Below are 22,089 nucleotides of genomic sequence, written 5' to 3'. Positions count from 1 at the left end.
ATCATTTGCTGCGTTGCAGCACCGTGAAGGACATGCAGATGAACAATCATATCCGCCTGCGCAAGGCCGAGGGCAAATGGGTCATCCGGACGGATTCGGCTGTGCTGGGAGAGACGCTGAACGCCATCGAACTGACCGAGGGCAGCCGCGATCCGGTCATCTACTTCCCGCGTGAGGATGTGGCGATGGTCATGTTCGACAAGAGCGAGAAGGTCACGGCCTGCCCGCTGAAGGGCGAGGCGAGCTACTACTCCATCGTCGGCGCCAGCGGCACGCTGAAAGACGCGGCCTGGTCCTACGAATCACCGAAGGAAGGGCTCGAAGCCATCGCGGGCTATCTGGCTTTCGCGCCGGACTGCACCAAGGTCGGCCAGTACTGAGCCGGCGGGCGGCGGCCCGCCTTCAGGCCGCCGCGACCTCTGCCGAGACACGGCGGATCCGCTCCACCATCGCGCGCAGCCCGTTCGAGCGCTGCGATGAGAGATGCTGATCGAGGCCGAGCCGCGCCAGTTCGGCCGGCGCATCCACCCGGCCCACCTCGGCCACCGACAGGCCGGAATAGAGCGCATGAAGCACGGCGATCAGGCCGCGAACGATCATCGCGTCGCTGTCGCCCTGAAAGTCGAATCGCGCGCCCCCGCCCTCCCCCTCGATCACGGGCCGGATCCAGACCTGGCTCGCGCAGCCCTCGACCTTGGTCGCGGGCACCCGGAAGGCCTCGTCGAGCGGCGGCATCGCCTTGCCCAGTTCGATCACATGGCGGTAGCGGTCTTCCCAGTCGTCCAGAAAGTCGAACGTCTCGGCGATCTCTTCAAAGGCTTGAGTGGCCATCCTGCCCTCCATTCCTGCAGCCACAGGTAATCGCTGGGTCCAGCGAGGTCCAGCCCTGCCAGCCCGCGCTTTCCAAAGCCCGCCGCATCGGCTAGCCAATGAGCAGAGAAGGATGCGAGGGATGAAGGAATGAGACGACCGCTGCTCGTGGGGCTTGCGCTGGTTCTGGCACTCGGGGCCTGCGGCTCGCGGCTCAACCCGCTGAACTGGATCGGCGGCTCCGAGCCCGCGCCCGCCACTCTGGCGCCAACCGATCTGCCGGCCACGGCGCCCGATGCGCGGCCGCTGATAGCGCAGGTGATCTCGCTCGAGGTGGAGCCGAACCGGGGGGGTGCTGTGGTGCGCGCCGTGGGCGTGCCTCCGACGCAGGGCTTCTGGAACGCCGAGCTGGTGGCGCGGCCGGTTCAGGATGGCGTGATGACCTATGAGTTCCGCGCCCTGCCGCCGCCGAGGGGGGCCGCCGTCGGCACGCAGGCCTCGCGCGAGGTGACGGTGGGCGCCTATCTGACGGCCTATCAGCTGCGCTCGATCAGCCAGATCACGGTGGTCTCGGCAGGCAACGCCCTGACCAGCCGCCGCTGAGGCACGCTCCGGGCGGCCAAGGCCGCCCGGCACCGGTCAGAGCTTGACCACGCGCACGTCGTTGCCCTTGGCCGACAGGGCGATCTCGCCCCGGCAGAGGCGCAGTGCATCGGCCCCGAAGGCCTCGAGCCGCCAGCCCTTGAGCGAGGGCAGGTCGCGTTCGCCCGCGGCAATGGCATCGAGCTCGGAGGCCGAGGCGATGAGCCGCGCCGCAACGCCCAGACTTTCCGACTTGGCCTTGAGCAGCACCCGCAGGAGATCGGCCAGCGCCGGGTTCACCTGAAGCTGCTCGCGCGAGAGATCGGGCTTCGGCAGGTCCTCGTTCTTGACCTCCATGCCCGCCTTCACCGCGGCAAGGATGCCATCGGCGATGTCGCCCCGCCTCCCCTCGCGCAGCAGAAGCCGCGAGCGGCCCAGCTCTTCGGCATTCGTGGGCCGCGTGGAGGCGATCTCGAGCAGCGCATCGTCCTTCATCACCCGCGAGCGCGGGACGTTGTTCTTCTGCGCATAGTCCTCGCGGAAACGGGCGAGCTCCTTCACCACGGCGAGGAAGCGCCCCGAGGTGGTGCGGGTCTTGATCCTGAGCCAAGCCTCTTCGGGCCGGACCGTGTAGGTCTCGGGATCGGTGAGGATCGCGAGCTCTTCCTCGACCCACTTCTGCCGGCCGTTCTTCTCGATCTGAGCCGAAAGCCATTCGTAGATCACCCGCAGGTGGGTCACATCGGCGATGGCATAGGTCTTCTGCGCGTCGCTGAGCGGACGGCGCGACCAGTCGGTGAAGCGCGAGGTCTTGTCGAGCTGCTCGCGTGCGATCTTCTTGACCAGCGTCTCGTAGCCGACCTGCTCGCCGAAGCCGCAGACCATGGCCGCGACCTGCGTGTCGAAGAGCGGCACGGGGAAGGCGCGCCCCTCTACGAAGAAGATCTCGAGATCCTGCCGGGCGGCATGGAAGACCTTCACCGTCGCCTCGTGGCGGAAGAGGTCGTAGAGCGGCTCGAGCGACATGTCGGGCCCCTCGATGGGGTCCACCAGCACCGCCTCGCCGGTCTTGCCCGGCAGCGCCATCTGGATCAGGCAGAGCTTGGACCAGTAGGTGCGCTCGCGCAGGAATTCCGTGTCGATCGTGACATAGGGTTCGGCCTTGGCGGCCTCGCAGAAGGCGGCCAGCGCCTCGGTGGTGGTGATGGTCTGCATCAAGATCCCGCATCTCGGGGTTCGTGCGGGTTCGTCCCGCGCCCTTCCGCTATAGGCGGCGTCGGGGAAAAAGGAAAGCCCGATGGGCTGTTGGGATCAGTCCAGCAGCAGCGGCGTGCGATCGCCCGCGGCAAAACGCCGAAGCACCGCCGGATAGAGCGCATGTTCCCGCGTCAGCACACGCGCCGCGAGCGTCTCCGCCTTATCGCCCGGCAGGATCGGCACCCGCGCCTGACCGAGGATCGGCCCGTCGTCGAGCGCGGCCGTCACCTCGTGGACGGTGCAGCCGGCCTCGGCGTCGCCCGCCTCGAGTGCCCGCTGATGCGTGTGCAGCCCCTGATATTTCGGCAGGAGCGAGGGATGGATGTTCAGCATCCGCCCCTCGAAGCGCGCGACGAAGGCGGGCGTCAGCACCCGCATGAAGCCGGCAAGGCACAGGATGTCCGGCTCGGCCGCGAGGATCGGCTCGAGCAGCGCCGCCTCGAAGGCCGCGCGGTCGCCCCGGAAGGGCCGGTGATCCACCGCAGCGACCGGCACGCCCAGCTCGGCCGCGCGTTTGAGCCCCGCCGCCGCGGGATCGTTCGAGGCCACGAGCACCGGCCGCGCCGGGTGCGCGCCCTCCATGCTGCGCAGCAGCGCCAGCATGTTCGAGCCTCCGCCCGAGATCAGGACGGCAACCCGTTTCACAGAAGGCGGCCGTCGTAGCTCACGCCCTCGCCTGCGATCACTTCGCCGATCCGCGTGACTGTCTCGCCCTCGGCCGCGAGCAGGGCCGCAATCTCGTCGGCGCGATCGGCCGCGACCACGACGATCATACCGATGCCGCAGTTGAAGGTCTTCAAGAGCTCGGGCTCGGCCATCGAGGCGGTCTCGGCCAGCCAGCGGAACACCGGCGGCAGCTCCCAGGCGGAAAGGTCGATGCGCGCGCCCAGACCCTTGGGGAGAACGCGCGGCAGGTTCTCGGTGAGGCCGCCGCCGGTGATATGGGCCAGCGCATGCACGCCCCCCGCCCGCACCGCCGCCAGCGCCTGCTTCACATAGAGGCGCGTCGGCGCGAGAAGCGCCCGCCCGAGGCTGTCGCCGCCGAAGGGCGCGGGCGCATCCCAGCCGAGCCCCGAGAGCTCGACCACCTTGCGCACGAAGGAATAGCCGTTCGAATGGACCCCGTTCGACCCGAGGCCCAGCAGCAAGTCGCCCTCTGCGACGCCCTGCGGCAGGTCGGCACCGCGTTCCATCGCGCCCACGGCGAAGCCCGCGAGATCGAAGTCGCCCTTGTGATACATGCCGGGCATCTCGGCGGTCTCGCCGCCGATCAGCGCGCAGCCCGAGGCGGCGCAGCCTTCCGCGATTCCCTCGATGATCCGCGCAGCCTGCGCGACCTCGAGCTTGCCCGTCGCGAAATAATCTAGGAAAAACAGCGGCTCTGCGCCCTGGCAGACGAGATCGTTCACGCACATGGCCACGAGGTCGATGCCGATCGTGTCCACTTCGCCCGTGTCGATGGCGATGCGCAGCTTGGTGCCGACCCCGTCGGTGGCAGCGACCAGCACCGGGTCCTGATATCCCGCGGCCTTGAGGTCGAAGAGCGCGCCGAACCCGCCGAGACCCGAGACCGTGCCCGGGCGCGCCGTGCGCTTGGCGGCGGGCTTGATCCGCTCGACGAGCGCGTTGCCGGCGTCGATGTCCACCCCTGCGTCCGCGTAGGTCAGACCCTTCTGCTGTTCGGCCATCTTTCACCCCTGCCGCTGCCTGCGGTCCCTCTAGACGATCCCTTCCCGCTTCGCAACGCGAAGCGCGCTTGACCCCTGCTCCGCTTCGCCGTAACCGGAACTGGCCGGGCCTGTAGCTCAATGGTCAGAGCAGGGCGCTCATAACGCCTTGGTTGGGGGTTCGAGTCCCTCCGGGCCTACCACATGCCTATTTTTTCGTTTGTTTTCTAAGGCTAGTGCTCCACGTTTACGGAGCGTGGAGCACCGTCACCACTCGAGGGTGGCCAAAGCCGCAGCGGCATCGGCCGCCAGAAGCCGTCGCTGGGCGCCCTTCGTGTAGATCTCCGAGGTCTTCGCTTGGGTGTGGGCCATAAGCGCCATGATCTGGTGCTGGGTGCATCCGGCCTCGGCGAGCAACTCCGCCGCGGCCTTTCGGATGCCGTGCGAGGACTTCCCCTCGATGCCCGCGGCGGCGCACCATTTCTGGACGCGGTTCCGCAGGCTCTCCGCGGTGCTGAAGGGCTTGCCGGCCGCGGTCAGCAGATATGTAGCCCCTTGGACCTTCTGGGCCCGCGCTGCCTTCAGGAGCGGCGGGAGCATCGGGATCGAGACGGGGGCGCTTCCCTTCTTGCCGGGCTGAAACTCCAGCCAGAGCGTCCCTCCCCTGTCGATCTCGTTGCTGCGCCCGAGCTTGCGCGCGTCGTCGATCCGGCAGGCCGTGAACATCTGCAGCGTGAGCCATAGGTGCGCGGTCGTGCCGAAGGGATGCGCCTCGCGGAATCGCTTGAGGTCGTCGGCCGTCCAGGCTGCGGCGCCTCCGCCTCCCTTGTTCAGCTTCTTGATGCCCACGGCCGGGTTCTCGGTCGCGATCTCCGCCTCGTCGATGGCCCACCGATACATGGCCGAGATCGACTTCACGAGGTTGTCGGCCTCGCCGGGCTTGTGCCGCCATTGGTCCCGCGCGGCGATGATCGCGCTGCGAGGCGCCCGGAAGTCATATTCGCCGTAGGTGCCGCCATCCTCTGTCGGCATTTCGCAGAACCGGCGCAGCTGAGAGCGGCGCTGCCTCAATGTGAGCAGGGAGGCGAGCTTCGCCTCGACGAGGCTCTCGAGGTGCGTGAGGTATCTGCCGACCAGCCATTGGATCGAGTGGGTCACCGCCTTCGGCTGCGGTGCTGTCGCAGGGCCGGTCCATTTCTCGCCCTGTCGCCCGGCGCTGTAGTGGGAGAGGAAGTCGGGGTGGTCAAGGACCTGCCGCCGATCCACAAGAGCCACCCGCAATCGACGCCCCCGGAGACGGTGGCGCGGATCAAGACTCTGGCGCTCGCCCATCCGGCCTATGGCTGCAACCGGTTCGAAGCGATGCTGGCGCTGGAGGGCATCCGGGTCTCGTCGATCACCATCCAGAAGATCCTGAACGAGAACGGTCTGGGCACGAAGTCCGACCGCTGGCTGGCGCTGGAGCAGGCCAACGCTGAAAAGAGGATCGAGTTGACCGCGGAGCAGGCCGCCTTCATCGAGAAGCTGAACCCGTGCTTTCGGGAAAGGCATGTGGAATCAAGCGCCCCCGGCGAACTCCTCTCCGCCGATACCTTCTTCGTCGGCGCGCTCAAGGGGATCGGTCGGGTCTACCTGCACGCTGTCGTCGACACCTTCGGCTCCTACGCCTTCGGGTTCCTGCACGTCTCCAAGCAACCCGAGGCGGCGGTGGCGGTGCTGCACAACGACGTGCTGCCGTTCTACCGCAACCTGGATCTGCCCGTCGGCGCGGTGCTGACCGACAACGGCCGCGAGTTCTGCGGGACGGAGCGGCATCCTTACGAGCTCTATCTCGACCTCAACGGCATCGAGCACCGCCGAACCCGCGTCCGGACGCCCAAGACGAACGGCTTCGTCGAGCGCTTCAACGGCACCATCCTGAACGAGTTCTTCCGGGTCGCGATGCGCGACAATTTCTACGAAAGCGTAGAGGCCCTGCAGGCCGATCTCGACGCCTGGCTCGTCCACTACAATACCGAACGGCCACATCTCGGCTACCGAAACATGGGCCGTCGACCGGTCGAGACCGTCATGTCATTCGTCAGTCAAGAAGGTTAAGTGGACATCGAAGCCCTTGAAGCGACGGCGGAACGGATCGGCGCCCGGCTTGTCGAAGCTCGCGGTCTTCTCGTTGTGGCAGGCCACGCACAGAGACAGCAGACCGGACAGCGGCGGGAACGGATCGCCGCCATGCCGAATGGCTACGAAGTGGTCAACCGCGACCGCAGGCTCGACGATGCCGCGGCGCTGGCAGATCTCGCACAGGGGTTTCTCAGCGAGCTTGGCCTCGCGGAGCTTCGACCACCGGGAGGTGTTGTAGGGCCATCCAGCCATCAGATTGCCTCCGCCAGCCGAGGGCTGTGAACCGGAGACGCGCCGTTCGACAGGCGGTCCCGAGGATTGGCTTCGGCGGCGACCAGCCGCCGGCCTTTTACAGATGGAAGCGCGTCGCGCATGGCGCTTCCATCTCCCCCTTTAGGGGGAGGGGGGATGAAGGCAGGGGGTTGAAGGGGGGTTGAAGGACTTCACGAGCGGGCATCCCAGAGGAAGCTGACGCGGCGCGACGGCGGACCTTCCTCGCGCACCTCAATCCTTCCGGCCGCGAGCAGAGCCTCCATGGCGTCACGGAACGCGCGTTCCGCCAACGAGCGTCAAACCGGAAGCAACGACATCAATGGGAAAGGCTACCGCTTACTGTGGACCTGCAACTCACTCCGAAGATACGAACGGTCGCGATGACACGTGGCGCTCAGCACGGCACGCAGTGCGCAACCGATGCACTTGGCCGGAAGGGGCCCTTCGCGCCGAGGCGGAAGGCCGAAGTCAGGCCATCCGAGACCTTCGGACCCACTGGCGCGTGGCCGGCAGTGGCCATGCGGCGGGCTGATTGCGCCTTGGCTTGCGACAGCATGGGTTTCGGGAGGGGCCGTCCCTCTCAAGCGGCGTCCGATCGCGTTTACCCGCAATCTAATGCGCCCTCAGTGACCTCCGCCAAGGCCGACCCCTGCCACCATAGCCCCCCAGACCTTGAGCCTTAGCCCCGCAGCCTTGATGACCCCTGTTGCCGCAATGACATGACCGAAGATCCCGTCAAGATTGTCGGTGTAAGTCTGCACCACACAACCGCTGCCGTCGATCGTGATGCTCTCTTGTTCGGGGTGGATCAGTTCCAGATAGACCAGCAGGGATCCCCGTTGCATGCCGCTTTCAGCTTCGAGCAGGCGCCCCCCCGGAACCACCTGACCTGACGCTATAGCCGGCTGGATCGCCTGGATCCGGGCAGGAAGAACAGTATCGCGAAAGGAAAGGTTGATATTCGTGTTGCAGGCGATCTCCGCCGGCATGCCAACATAAAGCGTGGACCTCGCAACCTGATTGAACCCTGCGGTGAACCGCAGCGGAAGATCCTCGGGCCGATCCGGGATGATCAGCATCGCGGGGCTCAAGATGAGCGTGGCGGCCGGGCTGCCGACGCTCAACGCCAATTGAGTGACAAGTCCGTCGGAGAAGGATCGGACCTCGGTCTTGGCCAGATCGGCCCGAGCGACCTGCAACGCGGCCTCTGCCGCCTTGTGCTGAGCCGGGATGGCCTGCGAGAGCTCTGCACGGGCAAGATCGGCCTGTGCCTGGGCGGCCTCGCGTTCGGCGTCCGCCGCAGCGACCGATGCCTCGGTCTGGCGAAGGGTATCCTGCGTTCCGACATTGCGCGTCAGAAGCTGACGGGCGTTATCGCGGTCTACGCTCAGCTTCTCCAGCGTCGAGGTCGCCGCGGCGACGCTTGCCAAGGCCACTCTCAGGGTGTCCTGCGCCTTGATCTCTGCTGCGGCGATCTTGTCGAATTCCGCTTCGGCCTGGTTCAGCCGTGCTTTCTGGGAACTGTCCTCGATCTTGAACAACAGATCGCCCGCAGCGACCCGCTGGCCATTCTCGACGTGGATCTCGGTGACCGGGCCGCTGGTCTGCGCCACGACAGAGATCGTCCGGAACGGAAGCAGACCGGAATAGGATTTGGGATGGAAGTAGAAAATTACGAGAAACAGGCCCATAGCCATGACGGCCCAGGCGAAAACCGCGGTCCGCATGTTCCAGACGGTCATCGCCTCGGCCCGTCGCTTCAGCTGATAATAGCGGAAGATCGCGGGAAAGGAGGTCAGCAGGAGTTCAAGCATGCCCAGACTCTCCTTCGGCTTCTGTCGGGTCGCCGGTCCGCCCGTCCGATTGCGTGGCGGCGTTTCCAGGCGTCAGCGGGCCGACGAGGTGGAACCGAGACCAATCTGCGGCGAGCGCGATCAGGATGGCACTGAGCGGCAGGAGCGCACTGACATGATCCAGAGGGAAAATTTCATATAGAAGCGCGATAGTGAGCAGCGTCGGGATCGTCTTGGCCAGCGGCGTTCCGCTCGACTTATGCTCCGCCCACCGATCAAAGGCAGCATACAATGTGATTAGACCGAACAAGGCGAGTATTATCAGAACGGCAGTGACCCATGCCAGAAAGTCGGTCTCTCCCGGTGCGGAGAACCACGATGGGGCTGCATGTCCGAGTTCACTCTCAGAGGCCATTGCCATCCCCTCCCGATGTCGACGTTGGACCGGCGCCAGCGCAGGAAGCAGCGATTATGCAAAGATAAGGCCTTAGCATTAATCACCATACCTCATTGGTTCAAATCATTGAGCGCGCCAGCTTCAATTATAAACGATGGCGGGTCTTGGCGCTACAGCCGGGCAGCGGAACGGCATATTTGTCCTGCGCATGCGCGGAGAACGGCGCCGAGCTTACCGGCGACGGCTATCGTGTCTTCATGAGGCCGGCCGCTTTGGCCAGCTTGATGCCCTGCGCCTTCGGGTCGAGAAGCGCAGATTGCGGGTCAGGCGGGCGCAAGCCGAACTGCCGCGGCCGGCGCAGCGCAGCGGCAGTCAGGCCGCTCGCGCCGCCACGGCTGGTTTGACGCCCCGCAGATCATGATGCTTGCTGCATGGATCGCGATCGGTCGGGCCGAGCCGCCGATACAATGCTGCCGGCAAGAATTGTTCACCTTGCAACCACGACCGAATCCCGTCAATGTTATTCGGCGCCATTATTTTTCGAGCATCCTGCATTCAATCGCGAGGCAGAAATGGAAGGAATCGACAGGATTAAATTGTTTGAACTGTACGCAAAGAAAATCGAAGGTGAAAACAATCTTGTAAATCAACGAATGTCATGGTTCATATCTCTCAATTCATTTCTTTTCGCCGCCGCTGCGCTTTCCATTAAGGCCGCAGGGGACACCACAGAGCAGAATCTTGAAGTATTCGCGTCAAACTTCGTTGGCATCCTCTCCCTCGTCGGGGTCGCGATCTCCATTACCACCATTGTTTCCGTGTGGGCCGCCCAGACTTCAATCAAAGGCCGCACGATATTCCTACCATGAAATTGTGGCGCGTTCTCCGGAAAGCGAACCTCTCCCTCTTCCTGCCCTAACAGGTCGAGGCGATGCGAGCGGAGCATCTCGCCTGGGAAACATCACGGCCATGGTGCTTCCTTTCGCAATGATCTTCGCGTGGCTATCGGTACGTGCGCTTACGCCCTAGGCCAGGACGAATTGAATCTCGACTTCGGCTTTTTCCTCCGGGCCGCTCCATTGGTGATAGATTTCCCGGCTCTCGCCAGAAAGAGCAAGACCCTCCTCTGCAATCTCCGTCAGAAGCGGAAGATAGCCACACGTAAATATCTCCGCCAAGATGCCGCGAAATAGTCGACTGGCAACTCGTGCCGAGGGAATATGCTCGACTTCCATCGCAGTGGCTTCATTTGGCAAGCCGGCAACAGGCCGCCAGATTTCCCAGTCGAACAGGGTTTCAGCATCCTGCGGCAGGTTATGTGACACGAATATCCATGGCCCCGAAGGCTCAAGTCCCGAGGCGGCGATCTTCTCCTCAATGGATGAGGATCGCGCCGCGGCCTCTGCAGCAATATCCGAGATGCTCAACCGACAATGCTGCCTAACTATGTCCATCCTTGGGGTAGTTCTGGTTATCATGATGCACTCCATCCAACTCACAGGATACCAGCCTTAGGATGAGCGGCGTGCTCCTGCAAGGCATGGTGCAATGGCACGGCGTTGTTGCGCAAAGCGGCGTTCTGGCCGAAAGGCCCCTTTCCCGTGGCTGTTCAGGCGACGGCCTCGATCTCGGACCTGCCGAGGGTTGAGAAGCGGGTCCTGATGGCACCCATTGTCGCGTCTCCCTCACCCAGAGTGTCGCGCTGCTCCCCCAGCTTCCGAACGAAGACAGCGCAAACTGGCGACAGGTTGCGGGATTAGGCGGTGCCCGCTGGCACAAGGCGGTTGGCGCCCTCGACGGTCGTAATGGCTGCCTTCAGACTGTCCGGGACCTTCAGGTCGATGCGGTAGACTACAGGATCCGCAGGCATGGACTCTCTGCCTTTTCCGGCATCCCGGCTGCCACTTGGAAAGTGCACAGGCGCATCAGGGCCTTCTTCGCAGCAACGCGGCTCTTGTCCTCCATGTCGCCGAGAAGACAATTGAGTTCCTAATGACTTTCGCCTCAACGTAAGCGGTGGTCTTCCCCGTTGATGTCTTTGCTTCCGGCTTGACGCGCGTTGGCGGATCCTTCGCGCGAGACAGCGTGGAGAATAGTCATGGGCGAGGGATATGTCGGGTCGTTCCAGATCCTGGACGAGCCGATGGGGCGGCGGACTTGGCCGGACGAGGAGAAGCTCTGGATCGTGATGGAGAGCTACGTGCCGGGGATGCGCGTCGAGGACGTGGTGCGGAAGTATCGGCTCCTTCCGTCTCAACTCACGACCTGGCGCCGGATGGCTCGGGAGGGGCGGTTCGGCTTGCCCGTGGAGGCGCCGGGTTTTCCCGAGACGGCCGAGTTCGTGCCGCTGATGGTGGACGCCGCGCCGCGAGCGCCTCGGGTCCCTCCCGACGAGCGGATCGAGATCGAGGCGGGCGGCGTGACGATCCGCGTGTCCGGCTCGACGCCGGCGGCCCGCGTGGCGGAGATCGCGGCGGCGCTGGGGCGCGGCGCGGATGATCATCCCCGGCCAGAGGATGCCGATCGTGATCGCCACGCGACCGGTGGACTTCCGCTGTGGTCAGTGAGGAGGATCAGAAAACGATCCGGTGGATCGTTTTCCCGACGAACGGGCTGACAGCGAAGGTCCAGAACGAGCTGAAGCTCGACCCGCATTCCGGGCTGACGGTGATCTTCCGCTCCCGGCGCGGCGACCGGCTGAAGATCCTGGTCTGGGACGGCAGCGGCCTGGTGCTGATCTACAAGCGGCTGGAGAGCGGCGCCTTCGTCTGGCCGAAGGTGCAGGACGGGACAATGCGGCTGTCGCGGGCGCAGTTCGAGGCACTCTCCGAAGGGCTGGACTGGCGGCGGGTGATGGCGCAGCGGGTGCTTCCTCCGGCTGCGGCGAGTTGAATCAAGCACCTTGTTTTGCTGGGGTTCGGCGTGCAGTCAGGTAAACTCGACCCATGCCGCCGGCGCTCGATCCCGACCTTCTGGCCCAGCTTCCGCCGCCCTGCGCGCGGCGCTCGAGGCGCAGGTCCAGGCGCTCGCGGTGGAGAACGCCGAGCTGAGGACCCGCAACGCCCGGCTCGAGCATCTGGTCCGGGAACTCCAGCGGGCGCGCTTCGGGCCGCGGTCCGAGAAGCTCCACCCCGACCAGATGGAGCTGGCGTTCGAGGACATCGAATTGGCGCTGGCCGCAGCGACCGAGGAGCATGACGCGGCCGTCGAGGCACGGACAAGGTCGCGGGCCTTCAGGTCGACGTCAGCTATCTGGCGGGGGACGAGTTCGGCGACCTCACGACCCTGCGCCGGGCGGCGACGCGCCTCGGCGGCTTCAAGGTCTGGGGCGAGAACGTCCGTCTCCTCAGCCTTCAGCGGGCACCCTCAGCGCCTTCGGCAGGGGTCCCGCTGCGCAGACAGGTTCAACTTGCTGCCGCGAAACCGGCAGCGGTTCATTCCGTCGTTCCGAGTTCTGCAGCTCAGAACCATACCTGCCAGAATTTCCGGCTGGTACGACGTGGAGGACGTCCCCCCTGCAGCGCGAGGAACTCGCGCCAGCCCAGCCCCGAGCGCCACTTCCGGGTTGCGAGCGACAGAGGCACGGGGCGCACCGGCAGGCTGTTGATATTGTCGCCCCCTGTCGGTCCGAGGAAGCCAAAGACGAGGCCCCGGCGCTGGCGTGGCAATAGGATGGGAGGCCGGCGGTTGCTCATGGTCGAGTCCTTCCTGTCAGGTGATGATCATGAAGACCCGACGTCGAAGCGCATCCAGATCGCCGCATCGGAGGTGTCAGAGAGGCTGTGGAAGAGAAGTCCAGGCTCAGACCTACCCTACAGCACGGCGGGCCGGATGGCGAGGCGCGTCTTCAGACGGCAGGTTCGCGGTTTATCCAGAAGCATGCCGCCGCGGGGTGCGACGGATCAGGGCGTGTGAAGCGGATCAAGGCTCATAGAGGCGGCGCAAGTCGGCCTCGGTGACGCCGTCAGACTCCATGACCATCCGGATCATGGGATCGTCCAGCATCGCCTGCAGGAAGAACCGATCGAGCGATTGGCCCGAAGCTTCGTCGCGCGCGATCGCCGCGTCGATGTCGGCCAGCCGCACGGTCAGAGCCCGGGCGAGGTTGGGCATCTCAGTCGTGGGATGAAGATGGATCACCACCGATGCCCGCCATGCTGCCGGATCCGTCATGCCCGCAGGAGGACGGATCTCGGTATCAAGCTGGTATCTGCCAGCCGGAAGCTCCGCGTCATAGCCCGGCAGATGAAACGGTCGCAGGAACACCGCGGTGGATCGGACGATGCGTTGGGCCATGGAGGTCCTCCTGTCTCGGGTTCGCTCGCGCTCCGGGCCGCACGCGGCGATGGTCCGGAGCGGTCTCGCGTGCGTAGTCGGGTCGCACGCATCCGGCACGAGCTTCGCACTTGCAGTGGCGCCCAGAGCGCGATCCCGCCGCAGGGCGTCATCGAGGGCGCGAAGATCGATCGGACGCCGCTCGCGCCCGATCGAGCGCTCGATCGTGATGTAGAACTGGATCCGTTGCCAGCAAACTTCCTTGGGCGCCAGAGCACCAGCGACCTCGGCGCAAATCTCGTATGTCCCCGGCGGAAGGAGGTTGTCGCCGAGGCGGAAGGCGCTCCGGAAGGAAACGTCCCAATGGATGGCCCGCAGTTCCATGTCCTCTCTCCTCATGACCTGCCGCGCGGTGCTTCCTGATCGGCGGATCGAAGGCGGGTGCGAGATGCTGATGCGTGCAGCCGGGCGCCGCATGGCATGTCGCCCTGAAGGGCCGTCTCGCGATCAGCCCTTGTGCCGCCTCCCCCTCATCCCCATCTGACGATAGGTGCAAGGGTCCAGGGCCGTGGGCTTCCGTCCCGGCCATGATCCATCTGCCGTGCGGCATGGGGGCGACCTTCGGCGCTCTCCTCCTGTGTTAAGGACCCGCGGCTCGTCTTCTGCTGCCTCGACCGGCACCTCCCCGCCGGAACCCTTCGAATGGAGAGCCAAGTGGCCAAGGGCATGGACATCCGCGGAAACCGGCAGGCGAAAAAGCCGAAACAACCGAAGAAGACGCCCGTCGTTGTCGCGGTAGCGAGCGCCCATTCGGTCCTCTCTCCGTCGTCCGGTTCCGGCGCCGCGAAGAAGCCCTGAACCGGGCGCCGCGCAGATCGCGAGGCAGCGCATGTTCGCCCGACCTCCGGGGCCGCCGGAACCTGCGCGAAACGATCGATCCCGACAGCGAACCAAGGAGCAGGAATGCGATCTCCCAAGTCCGATCCCCCCCGATCCGGTCCCGGCCAAGCCGCGCAGCGCGCCGACGCCGCAGCGAAGGCGATCATTGCCGCCGAAACCGATGCGCGGAATGCGCAGGTCGCGCGGCTGAGGTCGGCACGGCTCGAACGCGATGCGGCGCTCGCGGCCCAGCCTCCGGCACCGAAGCCGGTCCGCAAATCCGGCCGGAAATGACCGCAGGTCTGCGGGAAGGCTCCCGGTTCTGCCCCCGGGAATGAGGACCGGTCCTTCCTCTCGGAAGAGCCGGTCCGCCGTCATGAAAACAGACTGTCCGAACGTCATCGCTTCAATCGGCACCGTAGAATGTCCTCGCCTGTTGCGGACCTCAGCCAGAGGTGCCGCACCGGGATCCCTCATCGCCGACGCGGCATGATCTGTCCGATCCTGATCCCGGCGATCAGCCGGGCAGCGGCCCGGTGCAGTTCGGCATCGCCGTCATCGGGATGCGCGGTGTGGGCCGCCGCGGCATCCTCGAGGATGCCCAGTATCTCGGCCTCGGGAAGGATCTTCCTGTCTAGCAGGGAGAGGAGCAGGGCCTCGCAGATCGCGAGGGCCGCGACCCCGGCAGAGTCCGGAGGATGCATGGGCATTTTGGGCCTCTCCGACAGGGTGCTGGGCATATGCCTCGCAACCGAGCCCGTGGAGTATGGCAGCGTTCGCAAGGCCGGCACTGATCGAGAGCAGCATGATCGGGCAACCCCGTGATAGTTTCGAACTCAGCCGCACTGCGAAGGCCCGGGGACGCCATGCCAATCGAACTTCGCCCTCTTGCCCGAAAACTCGGTGCTTTTGCCGTGCTGTCCGATGACGAGTTGGCGGTTCTCGAAGCCGTCTCCCGACGCCTCCGCGTCTTTCCGCCGGGGCAGGACGTGATCCATCAGGGGCAGGAGCGCCGCTCGGCCTACGTCCTCGCTTCCGGCTGGACATCGTCCTACAAGCTGCTGCCCGACGGGCGCCGGCAGATCGTCGATTTCCAGATCCCGGGCGACTTTCTCGGACTTCGGTCGCTCTTGTTCCGCACATCCGATCACAACATCATGCCCGTGACGAGGATCGAAGCCTCGGAAGTCTCGATCCAGGATCTCGTCGGAGGCTTCAATCGCGCGCCCCGTCTTGCGGCGGCCGTGCTCTGGGCCGCCTCGCGCGACGAGGCGATGGTGGTCGAGCATCTGGTGGGCGTCGGCCGCCGCGGCCCGCGAGAGCGGCTGGCGCATTTCTTCCTCGAACTCCACGCGAGGCTGCGGCTCGTCGGTTTCGCAACCGCCACCTCCTTCGACTGCCCGCTGTCGCAGTATCATCTGGCCGATGCGCTCGGGTTGACCGCGATCCATGTGAACCGGGTGCTTCGCGGCTTTCGGGAGGCGGACCTGATGAGGTTCCAGAAGGGAAAGGCGGAGTTCCTCGACCCGGCGGAGCTGGTGCGACTGGCCGATTTCGACATGGCCTATCTGGATCAGGAGGAACCCCTGCTCAGCGGTGCGCTGTGAGCGTTGCCCGGCCGCGATCGGGCTTCGGCCCCGCGGCCCGAACCCCACCCATCCGACCGAGGCGAGGTGCGCCATGAAGCAGGTTTCAGCGATGCCCAGGAAGCGCCTGCAGCAGGTCGATCCTGTCGCGCGCCGAAGGAGGTGCGTCTGTCCGCTTGCGGCCCCGCGCGCCAGCGCCTCTCCCGTGCGGCAGGGAGCGCGAAGGTCTGAGCATGGACGGCTTCGGACCTTCGCCCGCCTCTGACCGACGGAGCCGCTTCGGGCTGCAAGCGGGCCCGTCTGCGGCTCTTCCTCGCCCGCATGGCGATGCCGCAGGCCAAGCCAGAGCCAGCTGGAGCGTCAGCTCGGAGCCGGCGCGGCGCCATGGCCCGCCTCTCGATTGGGCCGCGATGCCCGGAGGTTCTGCCGGGTCCACCCTCGCCTGCCGAAAGGACCCGCATCTTTACGGCGAGCGATTTTCCACCATGGCTTGTGTGAAACGAAATTGTCTGTCATGAAGACCGGGCTAAGCATCCTCTTTTGAACTTCTGTTTCCTTACGGCTTCAGTTGCGACTCTGACGAAACTGAGCCAGGCCACCGCATCACGCGGGTGGCGAACGAGACAGGAGACATCACGATGGCCAATGGCACCGTGAAGTGGTTCAACGCAACCAAAGGGTTCGGCTTCATCGCTCCGGCGGGCGGCTCGAAGGACGTTTTCGTCCATGTGACCGCTCTTGAGCGCGCCGGCATTCGGCAACTCGATGACGGCCAGGCTGTGAGCTTCGACCTCGAGCGTGATCGCAACGGCCGCGAATCGGCGACGAACCTCGTTCTCGCCTGAGCGACGCCTGCTGAGATCGGAAAGCGGGGCGGCTTGAAGCTGCCCGCTTTCATTCGAACCGCAGCGGCCTGTCAGGCTGCGCGGTTCTCTTCATCCGAAAGAACTGACTTGATCGAAATTCATTGGGGGGAACCCCTGTCCTTCGTCGTGTCTCCGGAAGGGGACGTGCAGAAATTCACGACCATCGAACAGGCGAGATATTGGCTGCGCCGTAGATGGCCGGTCGAGAATGACGCGCGGCGGCGTGCCATCCATCATCTTGAAGCCGCCATGGATTGCGTGGGCTCGGTCGGCAGCGCCCGCCGCTCCTTCATCGCTGCCGCCCGGAGCGCAGGTTTCGTGGCCGAGGATCTGATGAGCCAGGAGCATCGGACCCTCGTCTGATCCCCGACAGCGCCGAAGCGCCGGAGGCGCATGCCGCACGGGATCTGCGGTGCAATATTGCGCATCTCCAGCGCCCCTCACGCTCGATCGCGCCGACCTTGCTTTCGGGTTCAGGTGACGCAGCGCAGCGCCGGATCCCGCCCCTCCGCGCACGGCAAGGGATCCGGAGAGCGCGCGACACCTGTCTCCTAACCCGTTGATTATGTCAGTGCCGATCACGCCGGACATTGGGCGCTGCACACAGGAGTCGCGGCAGCCCCCTGCGCCCGTCATTCCTTCCAGTGGTCGGCCACCCAGCCGGTCGGGCGCATGTAATGGCGCAGATACCGCCAGCGGGAGCCGTCGGCATGACGCTCGGCCAGCCCTTTCAGATGCTGCCCGAGGGTCCAGCCCTCGCGACGCACCCATCCGCCCTGGATCGCATGTTCGGGATGCACGCCTCCGGGAAAGATCACGATCTTCGCTCCCTGCGGCAGACGCGGCGGCAGGGCGAGGTTCAGCGGGAAGGGCAGCATGCACTGATAGCGGAAATGGCGGACCCATGCCTTGGGAAACAGATCCACGCCGCCCGGCGCGTTCATGGTCACGAACCTCTGCTCGAAGCGATATTCGTCGGCCACCGCCTGTGGATCCGCGAGGAAGATCCGCTGCAACTCCACGAGCTTGCCCACCGGAAAGCGGAAGACCGAGGTCTGACCGAGACGCTCGAAGGGCTTGGCGGGGTTGCGCGCGAGGATCACCCTGTCCGGGTCTCCGTAGGTGAAGAACTCGTCCAGCGAGCCGGTGATGACCAGATCGAGATCGAGAAACAGCACCGGCCCCTTCAGATCGCCGAGCGTCGGGCTCCAGAGCCGCGCCTTGGGCCATTTGCCCTTCGTGTTCTTGGGCATCACGAAATCGAGCGGCGGCAGCGGCTGGCAATCCACCTCGGGGCGAATGCCCTCTTCGTTGTCGGTGAAGCAGGTGAAGCTGAACGGGGGCGTGATGTTCCGGGCCACCATCGCGTAAAGCCGGTTGATGAACCGGGGCCCGTATTTCGTCCCCCAGTTGATGCAGATCACCTGTTTCAGCATGTCACCTCGCGCCGCCTGTCCGTCCTGTCTCCGAGAAGAAGTCTCCGGCGGGGGAAGTCAAGCACGCAGGCGCGCGACCCTGACCGAGCTCTGGCCTGCAGGACAGGTCCACGGTCTGCGCTTCCGACCCTGTCGGGGCGGCGGGCCTCGTCATGCGCCGGAGGGAGAACGCTGCCGGGCGGCCTGCGGCCTTTCGCGGCGCCTGCGGCGGAAGCGACCCTTCACGCCACTGGACCTCGGGCCCCGCATTCCCTATATAATCAGTCAACAAACCGCGCGAGAGTCCCATGAACCAGCAGCAGGACATGATCGAGGGCGCGCCCCTCATCAAGCCGTCGACGACCGACCACCCGCTCTACGACAGCATTGTGGAGGCCTGCCGCACGGTCTACGACCCGGAAATCCCGGTGAACATCTTCGATCTCGGCCTGATCTACACGATCGACGTCTCGGCCGAGAACGAGGTCGAGATCCTCATGACGCTCACGGCACCGGGCTGCCCTGTCGCGGGCGAGATGCCGGGCTGGGTGCAGGACGCGGTCGAGCCCATCGCGGGCGTGAAGAGCGTCGTCGTGGGCATGACGTTCGATCCGCCCTGGGGCATGGACATGATGTCCGACGAGGCACGGCTGGAGCTCGGCTTCATGTGAGGCGGCCGCCCGTCGTCCTGCGGAGGACTTGAGACGGGCGTCTCCGCAGCCCATATCCCTCGGACCAGCGAGAGGTTTCTTCGATGTTCTCCATTCCCGGCAAGCAGGCCGTCACCCTCACCCCCGCCGCGGCGAAGCAGATCGCCCGGCTGATGCAGAAGCAGGGCTCGAAAGGTCTGCGCATCGGCGTCAAGAAGGGCGGCTGCGCGGGCATGGAATATACGATGGACTATGTGTCGGACATCAACCCGATGGACGAGACGGTCGAGCAGGACGGCGCGCGCGTGATGATCGCGCCCATGGCGCAGATGTTCCTGTTCGGCACCGAAATCGACTATGAGACCGGGCTGATCGAATCCGGCTTCAAGTTCCGCAATCCCAATGTCGTGGATGCCTGCGGCTGCGGCGAATCGATCAAGTTCCGCGAAGCCGAGGCCTGAGAGCCGGACGCGCCGATCCGGGTGCCGCCGGGGTGCGACGGCGCCCGAGGCTTCCCCCGCCTGCCGCAATCGCTTAACACTTGCCCCAACGCGAAAAGGATGGGGAAGAAGATGCGCAAACTTGCGGCCGGAAACTGGAAGATGAACGGAACCGAGGCGGATCTGGGCGAGATCGACGCCCTGCTCGCCGCGCATCCGTCGCCCCGCTGCGAGATGCTGATCTGTCCGCCCGCAACGCTTGTTGCGCGCATGGCGGGACGCGCGGCGCAGGGCCTGATGGTCGGCGGGCAGGACTGCCACCCCAAGACCTCCGGCGCCCATACCGGCGACGTCTCGGCCGCCATGCTCGCCGATGCCGGGGCGAGCCACGTCATTCTCGGCCATTCCGAACGCCGCGCCGATCATGGCGAGACGGACTCGCTCGTGCGGCTGAAGGCCGAAGCGGCCTGGGGCGCGGGCCTTGTCGCCATCGTCTGCGTGGGCGAAACCGAGGCCCAGCGCGACGCGGGCCAGACGCTCGACGTGATCGGGGCACAGCTTGCGGGCTCGGTGCCGGAAGCCGCCACCGCGGCCAACACCGTGATCGCCTACGAGCCGGTCTGGGCCATCGGCACCGGCCGCACGCCCACGACCGCCGAGATCGCCGAGGTTCACGCCTTCCTCCGCGCGCGGCTCGCCGAGCGGTTTTCGGATGCGGAGGGCTTCCGGCTGCTCTACGGCGGCTCGGTGAAGCCGTCGAATGCGGCCGAGATCTTCGCCGTGCCGAATGTCGATGGCGCGCTGGTCGGCGGCGCGAGCCTCAAGGCCGCGGATTTCGGCGGGATCGTGGCGGCCCTTTCGGCCGCCTGAGCTCCGGCCTCCGAAGGCTGGCTGCGAGGGGACCGTTCCAGACGGTCGCCCAGGGAGCGGTCGCTTGTGGCTCGGGGGCCTTGACAGCCGACACCCGAGACCCGGGCGTGCGCCCGGAACGCAGGCAATGCCGGGCAGCCGGAGACCCCTCCGGCATGAGCGGGCCCCCTCACGATCTTCTCGCGTCTTCCGAATGGCTTGAGCGCCTTGAAGCGGGAGCGGTGGCACTGGACAGGACGCGGCCCCTCCGCCATCTTCCTTGGGGACTGATAGGGGCGCCGCCGCAGAAGCGCGGTGCGCCCCGCTCCTTCCGGACGACCGCCTATCGATGCAGACCCTGAGCCAATCCCCGCACGACCGCCGCTTCCTGCGCAATCCCTACCGCTTCTATCGCGAGGCACGCGCGGCCGGACCCTTCTTCCACTGGGAGGAGCTGGGGCTCGTCTGCACCACTTCCTACGCTGCCGCCAACGCCATCCTGCGCGACCGGCGCTTCGGCCGCGAGGTGCCCCCCGGACGGGCTTCAGCCGTCCCCGATCATCTCGCGCCCTTCGCGGCGGTCGAGGCCCATTCCATGCTGGAGCTCGAGCCGCCCCGCCACACGCGGCTGCGCAACCTCGTGCTGCGCGCCTTCACCAGCCGCCGCATCGGCACCATGCAGCCCGAGGTCGCGGCCCTGTCGGAGAGCCTCGTGGCCGCGGTGCCCGAGGGCCCGTTCGATCTGCTGCCCGCCTTCAGCCAGCGCCTGCCCATCACGCTGATCGCGCGGCTGATCGGCATCCCCGAGTCGCTGGCGCCCGAACTGCTGCGCTGGTCGTCGGCGATGGTTGCCATGTATCAGGCGGGCCGCACCCGCAAGACGGAAGAGCGCGCGGCGCTGGCCGCCGCCGACTTCTCGGATTTCCTGCGGCTTCATATCGAAGCCCGGCGCCACGCGCCGGCCGACGATCTGCTCACCCATCTCATCGCGGCCGAAGCCGACGGGCAGCAGCTCTCGACCGACGAGATCGTCTCGACCTGCATCCTAATCCTGAACGCGGGCCACGAGGCGGCGGTCCATGCCATCGGCAATGCGGCGGCCGTCCTGCTGCGCCACCGCACGCCGCCCGAGGCGCTTGCGCCGCCGCATCTGCTGGGCACGGTCGAGGAACTGCTGCGCTTCGACCCGCCGCTCCACCTGTTCCGTCGCATGGCCTACGAGAGGGTCGAGATCATGGGGCGGACCATCGAGGAGGGCTGCGAGGTGGCGCTCCTCCTCGGGGCGGCGAACCGCGACCCGGGCCCCTGGGAGCGGCCGGACCGCTTCCTCTGGAACCGGCCCGAGAAGACGCATCTGGCCTTCGGCGCGGGGCTGCATTTCTGCCTCGGTGCGCCGCTCGCGCGGCTCGAGCTGGCGACCGCGCTGCCGATCCTGTTCGGGCGGCTGCCCAACCTGCAGCTGGTGAAGCCGCCGTCCTACGGGGACAGCTGGCACTTCCGGGGGCTCGAGCGGCTGATCGTGTCGGCCTGAGCGGGGCGGCACGCCCTCTCCGCGTCAGGGAGGCCGGCCACGGAAGAGGTGGAGGCGCCGGCCCTCTCCGTCGCAAGGCTCCCGCTCCCCCCACCTGCTCTGCCCCGCTCGCCGACAGGACGCAGCCGGCGGCGGCACGCGGCGCCGGAGAGCGCCGCCTGCGCGGCGGGTCAGACCGGCAGGACGGTCGTGGCCTTGATCTCCTCCATCGAGAGGAGCGCCGTCACATTGTAGATACGGACCTCGGATATGAGCGCCTGGTAGAAAGTGTCATAGGCCCGCGCATTGGCCACCCGGACCTTGAGGATATAGTCGATGTCGCCAGCCAGCCGGTGCGCCTCGAGCACCTCGGGCCGTTCCCGCAGGGCCTTGAGAAACTTCCGCTGCCACTCGGCCTCGTGCTCGGAGGTGCGGATCAGCACGAAGAAGCAGGCCTCGAGCCCCAGCGCCTCGGCATCGAGGAGCGCCGTCTGCCGCAGGATCACCCCGGCCTCGCGCATCCGGCGGATGCGATTCCACACCGGCGTCTTCGACGAGCCCACCTTGCGCGCGATCTCATCGAGCGACTGGCTCGCGTCCGCCTGCAGCTCGGCAAGGATTTTCCTGTCCATCTCGTCCAGCCGGACCGCCATCCGCGCAACTCCCCTTCCTGCGGAACCAGGTTCCATCCGCCGCAGCATACGGAACGATCTTCCTTA

Annotated in this window: 28 protein-coding genes, 1 tRNA gene and 1 pseudogene; 17 read left to right on the top strand and 13 right to left on the bottom strand. The window is 66.0% G+C overall.

Translation table 11 applies throughout. The annotated features are described in order from the left end of the window. The first annotated feature begins 32 nt into the window (after positions 1–32). Positions 33–380: a DUF427 domain-containing protein gene (locus RSP_RS02850; RefSeq protein WP_002719125.1), complete on the top strand. Its 348-nt coding sequence runs from the start codon at positions 33–35 to the stop codon at positions 378–380. 22 nt (positions 381–402) lie between these two features. Here the strand turns inward: RSP_RS02850 and RSP_RS02845 are convergent, their stop codons facing one another. Beyond that, a complete protein-coding gene (locus RSP_RS02845; protein ID WP_011337126.1) occupies positions 403–831 on the bottom strand; it encodes a SufE family protein in 429 nt (142 codons plus the stop codon). Positions 832–960: 129 nt separating this feature from the next. On the opposite strand from RSP_RS02845, the gene RSP_RS02840 reads away from it, so the two are divergent. After that, positions 961–1,413 (top strand): hypothetical protein, encoded by a 453-nt coding sequence (locus tag RSP_RS02840; protein ID WP_011337125.1) that lies wholly within the window; start codon positions 961–963, stop codon positions 1,411–1,413. A 36-nt stretch (positions 1,414–1,449) separates the two neighbouring features. Here RSP_RS02840 and rnd read toward each other — a convergent pair whose 3' ends face one another. The 3 genes from rnd to purM all read right to left on the bottom strand — a co-directional run bounded on the left by rnd (position 1,450) and on the right by purM (position 4,337). After that, on the bottom strand, positions 1,450–2,607 hold the full coding sequence (rnd, locus tag RSP_RS02835; protein WP_011337124.1) for a ribonuclease D: 1,158 nt from the start codon (positions 2,605–2,607) through the stop codon (positions 1,450–1,452). A 96-nt stretch (positions 2,608–2,703) separates the two neighbouring features. After that, positions 2,704–3,294, bottom strand: a complete 591-nt coding sequence (gene purN / locus RSP_RS02830; protein ID WP_017140088.1) for a phosphoribosylglycinamide formyltransferase — start codon at positions 3,292–3,294, stop codon at positions 2,704–2,706. Then, positions 3,291–4,337: a phosphoribosylformylglycinamidine cyclo-ligase gene (gene purM, locus RSP_RS02825; protein WP_011337122.1), complete on the bottom strand. Its 1,047-nt coding sequence runs from the start codon at positions 4,335–4,337 to the stop codon at positions 3,291–3,293. The genes purN and purM overlap by 4 nt, the downstream gene beginning before the upstream one ends. A gap of 106 nt (positions 4,338–4,443) precedes the next feature. On the opposite strand from purM, the gene RSP_RS02820 reads away from it, so the two are divergent. Beyond that, positions 4,444–4,519 (top strand) — tRNA-Ile (locus RSP_RS02820). A 64-nt stretch (positions 4,520–4,583) separates the two neighbouring features. Here RSP_RS02820 and RSP_RS02815 read toward each other — a convergent pair. Continuing rightward, positions 4,584–5,474 carry a tyrosine-type recombinase/integrase gene (locus RSP_RS02815; protein ID WP_011337121.1) on the bottom strand — a complete coding sequence of 297 codons (891 nt, stop codon included), beginning with the start codon at positions 5,472–5,474 and terminating at the stop codon, positions 4,584–4,586. Positions 5,475–5,558: 84 nt separating this feature from the next. On the opposite strand from RSP_RS02815, the pseudogene RSP_RS02810 reads away from it, so the two are divergent. After that, positions 5,559–6,413 (top strand): annotated as a pseudogene (locus RSP_RS02810) (IS481-like element ISRhsp3 family transposase); the annotation flags it as partial. Here RSP_RS02810 and RSP_RS02805 read toward each other — a convergent pair. The 3 genes from RSP_RS02805 to RSP_RS02795 form a co-directional block, all read right to left on the bottom strand. Then, on the bottom strand, positions 6,390–6,689 hold the full coding sequence (locus RSP_RS02805) for an HNH endonuclease (RefSeq protein ID WP_011337119.1): 300 nt from the start codon (positions 6,687–6,689) through the stop codon (positions 6,390–6,392). The pseudogene RSP_RS02810 and the gene RSP_RS02805 sit on opposite strands and share 24 nt — an antisense overlap. A 644-nt stretch (positions 6,690–7,333) precedes the next feature. Then, positions 7,334–8,524, bottom strand: coding sequence for an HlyD family secretion protein (locus RSP_RS02800; RefSeq protein ID WP_011337118.1), 1,191 nt, complete (start codon positions 8,522–8,524; stop codon positions 7,334–7,336). Next, positions 8,517–8,918: a hypothetical protein gene (locus RSP_RS02795; protein WP_023003538.1), complete on the bottom strand. Its 402-nt coding sequence runs from the start codon at positions 8,916–8,918 to the stop codon at positions 8,517–8,519. The genes RSP_RS02800 and RSP_RS02795 overlap by 8 nt, the downstream gene beginning before the upstream one ends. Before the next feature lie 413 nt (positions 8,919–9,331). Here RSP_RS02795 and RSP_RS02790 point away from each other — a divergent pair, with 413 nt between their 5' ends. Continuing rightward, on the top strand, positions 9,332–9,769 hold the full coding sequence (locus tag RSP_RS02790) for a hypothetical protein (protein ID WP_011337116.1): 438 nt from the start codon (positions 9,332–9,334) through the stop codon (positions 9,767–9,769). A gap of 156 nt (positions 9,770–9,925) precedes the next feature. On the opposite strand, the gene RSP_RS02785 is transcribed toward RSP_RS02790, so the two are convergent. Next, positions 9,926–10,327 (bottom strand): hypothetical protein, encoded by a 402-nt coding sequence (locus RSP_RS02785; RefSeq protein ID WP_227590623.1) that lies wholly within the window; start codon positions 10,325–10,327, stop codon positions 9,926–9,928. 89 nt (positions 10,328–10,416) lie between these two features. Here RSP_RS02785 and RSP_RS22630 point away from each other — a divergent pair, with 89 nt between their 5' ends. From RSP_RS22630 to RSP_RS02770, 4 genes are all read left to right on the top strand, one after another. Continuing rightward, positions 10,417–10,548 (top strand): hypothetical protein, encoded by a 132-nt coding sequence (locus tag RSP_RS22630; protein ID WP_257722013.1) that lies wholly within the window; start codon positions 10,417–10,419, stop codon positions 10,546–10,548. A 450-nt stretch (positions 10,549–10,998) separates the two neighbouring features. Then, entirely contained in the window at positions 10,999–11,517 is a 519-nt protein-coding gene (locus RSP_RS02780; protein WP_017140083.1) for a transposase, read from the top strand. Continuing rightward, positions 11,457–11,792: an IS66 family insertion sequence element accessory protein TnpB gene (tnpB, locus tag RSP_RS02775; RefSeq protein ID WP_080517257.1), complete on the top strand. Its 336-nt coding sequence runs from the start codon at positions 11,457–11,459 to the stop codon at positions 11,790–11,792. Before RSP_RS02780 ends, tnpB begins: the two co-directional genes overlap by 61 nt. Positions 11,793–11,931: 139 nt before the next feature. Continuing rightward, entirely contained in the window at positions 11,932–12,507 is a 576-nt protein-coding gene (locus RSP_RS02770) for an IS66 family transposase (protein WP_160384103.1), read from the top strand. Positions 12,508–12,821: 314 nt separating this feature from the next. Here the strand turns inward: RSP_RS02770 and RSP_RS22385 are convergent, their stop codons facing one another. Beyond that, positions 12,822–13,559, bottom strand: a complete 738-nt coding sequence (locus tag RSP_RS22385; RefSeq protein ID WP_023003533.1) for a hypothetical protein — start codon at positions 13,557–13,559, stop codon at positions 12,822–12,824. Positions 13,560–13,889: 330 nt separating this feature from the next. Here RSP_RS22385 and RSP_RS02760 point away from each other — a divergent pair, with 330 nt between their 5' ends. Beyond that, the gene (locus RSP_RS02760; RefSeq protein ID WP_162129768.1) at positions 13,890–14,033 is read left to right on the top strand and encodes a hypothetical protein; all 144 of its coding nucleotides are present in this window, start codon (positions 13,890–13,892) and stop codon (positions 14,031–14,033) included. A gap of 494 nt (positions 14,034–14,527) precedes the next feature. On the opposite strand, the gene RSP_RS02750 is transcribed toward RSP_RS02760, so the two are convergent. Continuing rightward, on the bottom strand, positions 14,528–14,794 hold the full coding sequence (locus tag RSP_RS02750; RefSeq protein WP_011337110.1) for a hypothetical protein: 267 nt from the start codon (positions 14,792–14,794) through the stop codon (positions 14,528–14,530). Between the two features lie 126 nt (positions 14,795–14,920). Between RSP_RS02750 and RSP_RS02745 the strand changes: the two genes are divergently transcribed. The 3 genes from RSP_RS02745 to RSP_RS02735 all read left to right on the top strand — a co-directional run bounded on the left by RSP_RS02745 (position 14,921) and on the right by RSP_RS02735 (position 16,869). Continuing rightward, a complete protein-coding gene (locus RSP_RS02745; RefSeq protein WP_011337109.1) occupies positions 14,921–15,661 on the top strand; it encodes a Crp/Fnr family transcriptional regulator in 741 nt (246 codons plus the stop codon). A gap of 617 nt (positions 15,662–16,278) precedes the next feature. Next, positions 16,279–16,485, top strand: a complete 207-nt coding sequence (locus RSP_RS02740; protein WP_011840461.1) for a cold-shock protein — start codon at positions 16,279–16,281, stop codon at positions 16,483–16,485. A 33-nt stretch (positions 16,486–16,518) separates the two neighbouring features. Next, the gene (locus tag RSP_RS02735; RefSeq protein WP_011337107.1) at positions 16,519–16,869 is read left to right on the top strand and encodes a DUF982 domain-containing protein; all 351 of its coding nucleotides are present in this window, start codon (positions 16,519–16,521) and stop codon (positions 16,867–16,869) included. A 269-nt stretch (positions 16,870–17,138) separates the two neighbouring features. On the opposite strand, the gene RSP_RS02730 is transcribed toward RSP_RS02735, so the two are convergent. Next, positions 17,139–17,942 (bottom strand): hypothetical protein, encoded by an 804-nt coding sequence (locus RSP_RS02730; protein ID WP_011337106.1) that lies wholly within the window; start codon positions 17,940–17,942, stop codon positions 17,139–17,141. Positions 17,943–18,229: 287 nt separating this feature from the next. Between RSP_RS02730 and RSP_RS02725 the strand changes: the two genes are divergently transcribed. The 4 genes from RSP_RS02725 (at position 18,230) to RSP_RS02710 (ending at position 21,391) form a co-directional block, all read left to right on the top strand. Then, on the top strand, positions 18,230–18,592 hold the full coding sequence (locus RSP_RS02725; protein ID WP_002722920.1) for an SUF system Fe-S cluster assembly protein: 363 nt from the start codon (positions 18,230–18,232) through the stop codon (positions 18,590–18,592). An 83-nt stretch (positions 18,593–18,675) separates the two neighbouring features. Next, positions 18,676–19,032, top strand: a complete 357-nt coding sequence (locus RSP_RS02720; protein WP_011337105.1) for a HesB/IscA family protein — start codon at positions 18,676–18,678, stop codon at positions 19,030–19,032. A gap of 111 nt (positions 19,033–19,143) precedes the next feature. Further along, entirely contained in the window at positions 19,144–19,881 is a 738-nt protein-coding gene (gene tpiA / locus RSP_RS02715) for a triose-phosphate isomerase (RefSeq protein WP_011337104.1), read from the top strand. A gap of 328 nt (positions 19,882–20,209) precedes the next feature. Then, positions 20,210–21,391 (top strand): cytochrome P450, encoded by a 1,182-nt coding sequence (locus tag RSP_RS02710; protein WP_011337103.1) that lies wholly within the window; start codon positions 20,210–20,212, stop codon positions 21,389–21,391. 170 nt (positions 21,392–21,561) lie between these two features. Here RSP_RS02710 and RSP_RS02705 read toward each other — a convergent pair whose 3' ends face one another. After that, positions 21,562–22,023, bottom strand: a complete 462-nt coding sequence (locus RSP_RS02705) for an Lrp/AsnC family transcriptional regulator (protein ID WP_002722912.1) — start codon at positions 22,021–22,023, stop codon at positions 21,562–21,564. Positions 22,024–22,089: the final 66 nt, after the last annotated feature.

This window comes from Cereibacter sphaeroides 2.4.1, assembly GCF_000012905.2.
Classification (GTDB): Bacteria; Pseudomonadota; Alphaproteobacteria; order Rhodobacterales; family Rhodobacteraceae; genus Cereibacter_A; species Cereibacter_A sphaeroides.
The sequence above is the reverse complement of the archived record's forward strand: the minus strand, read 5'-3'. Positions and strand labels throughout refer to the sequence as shown.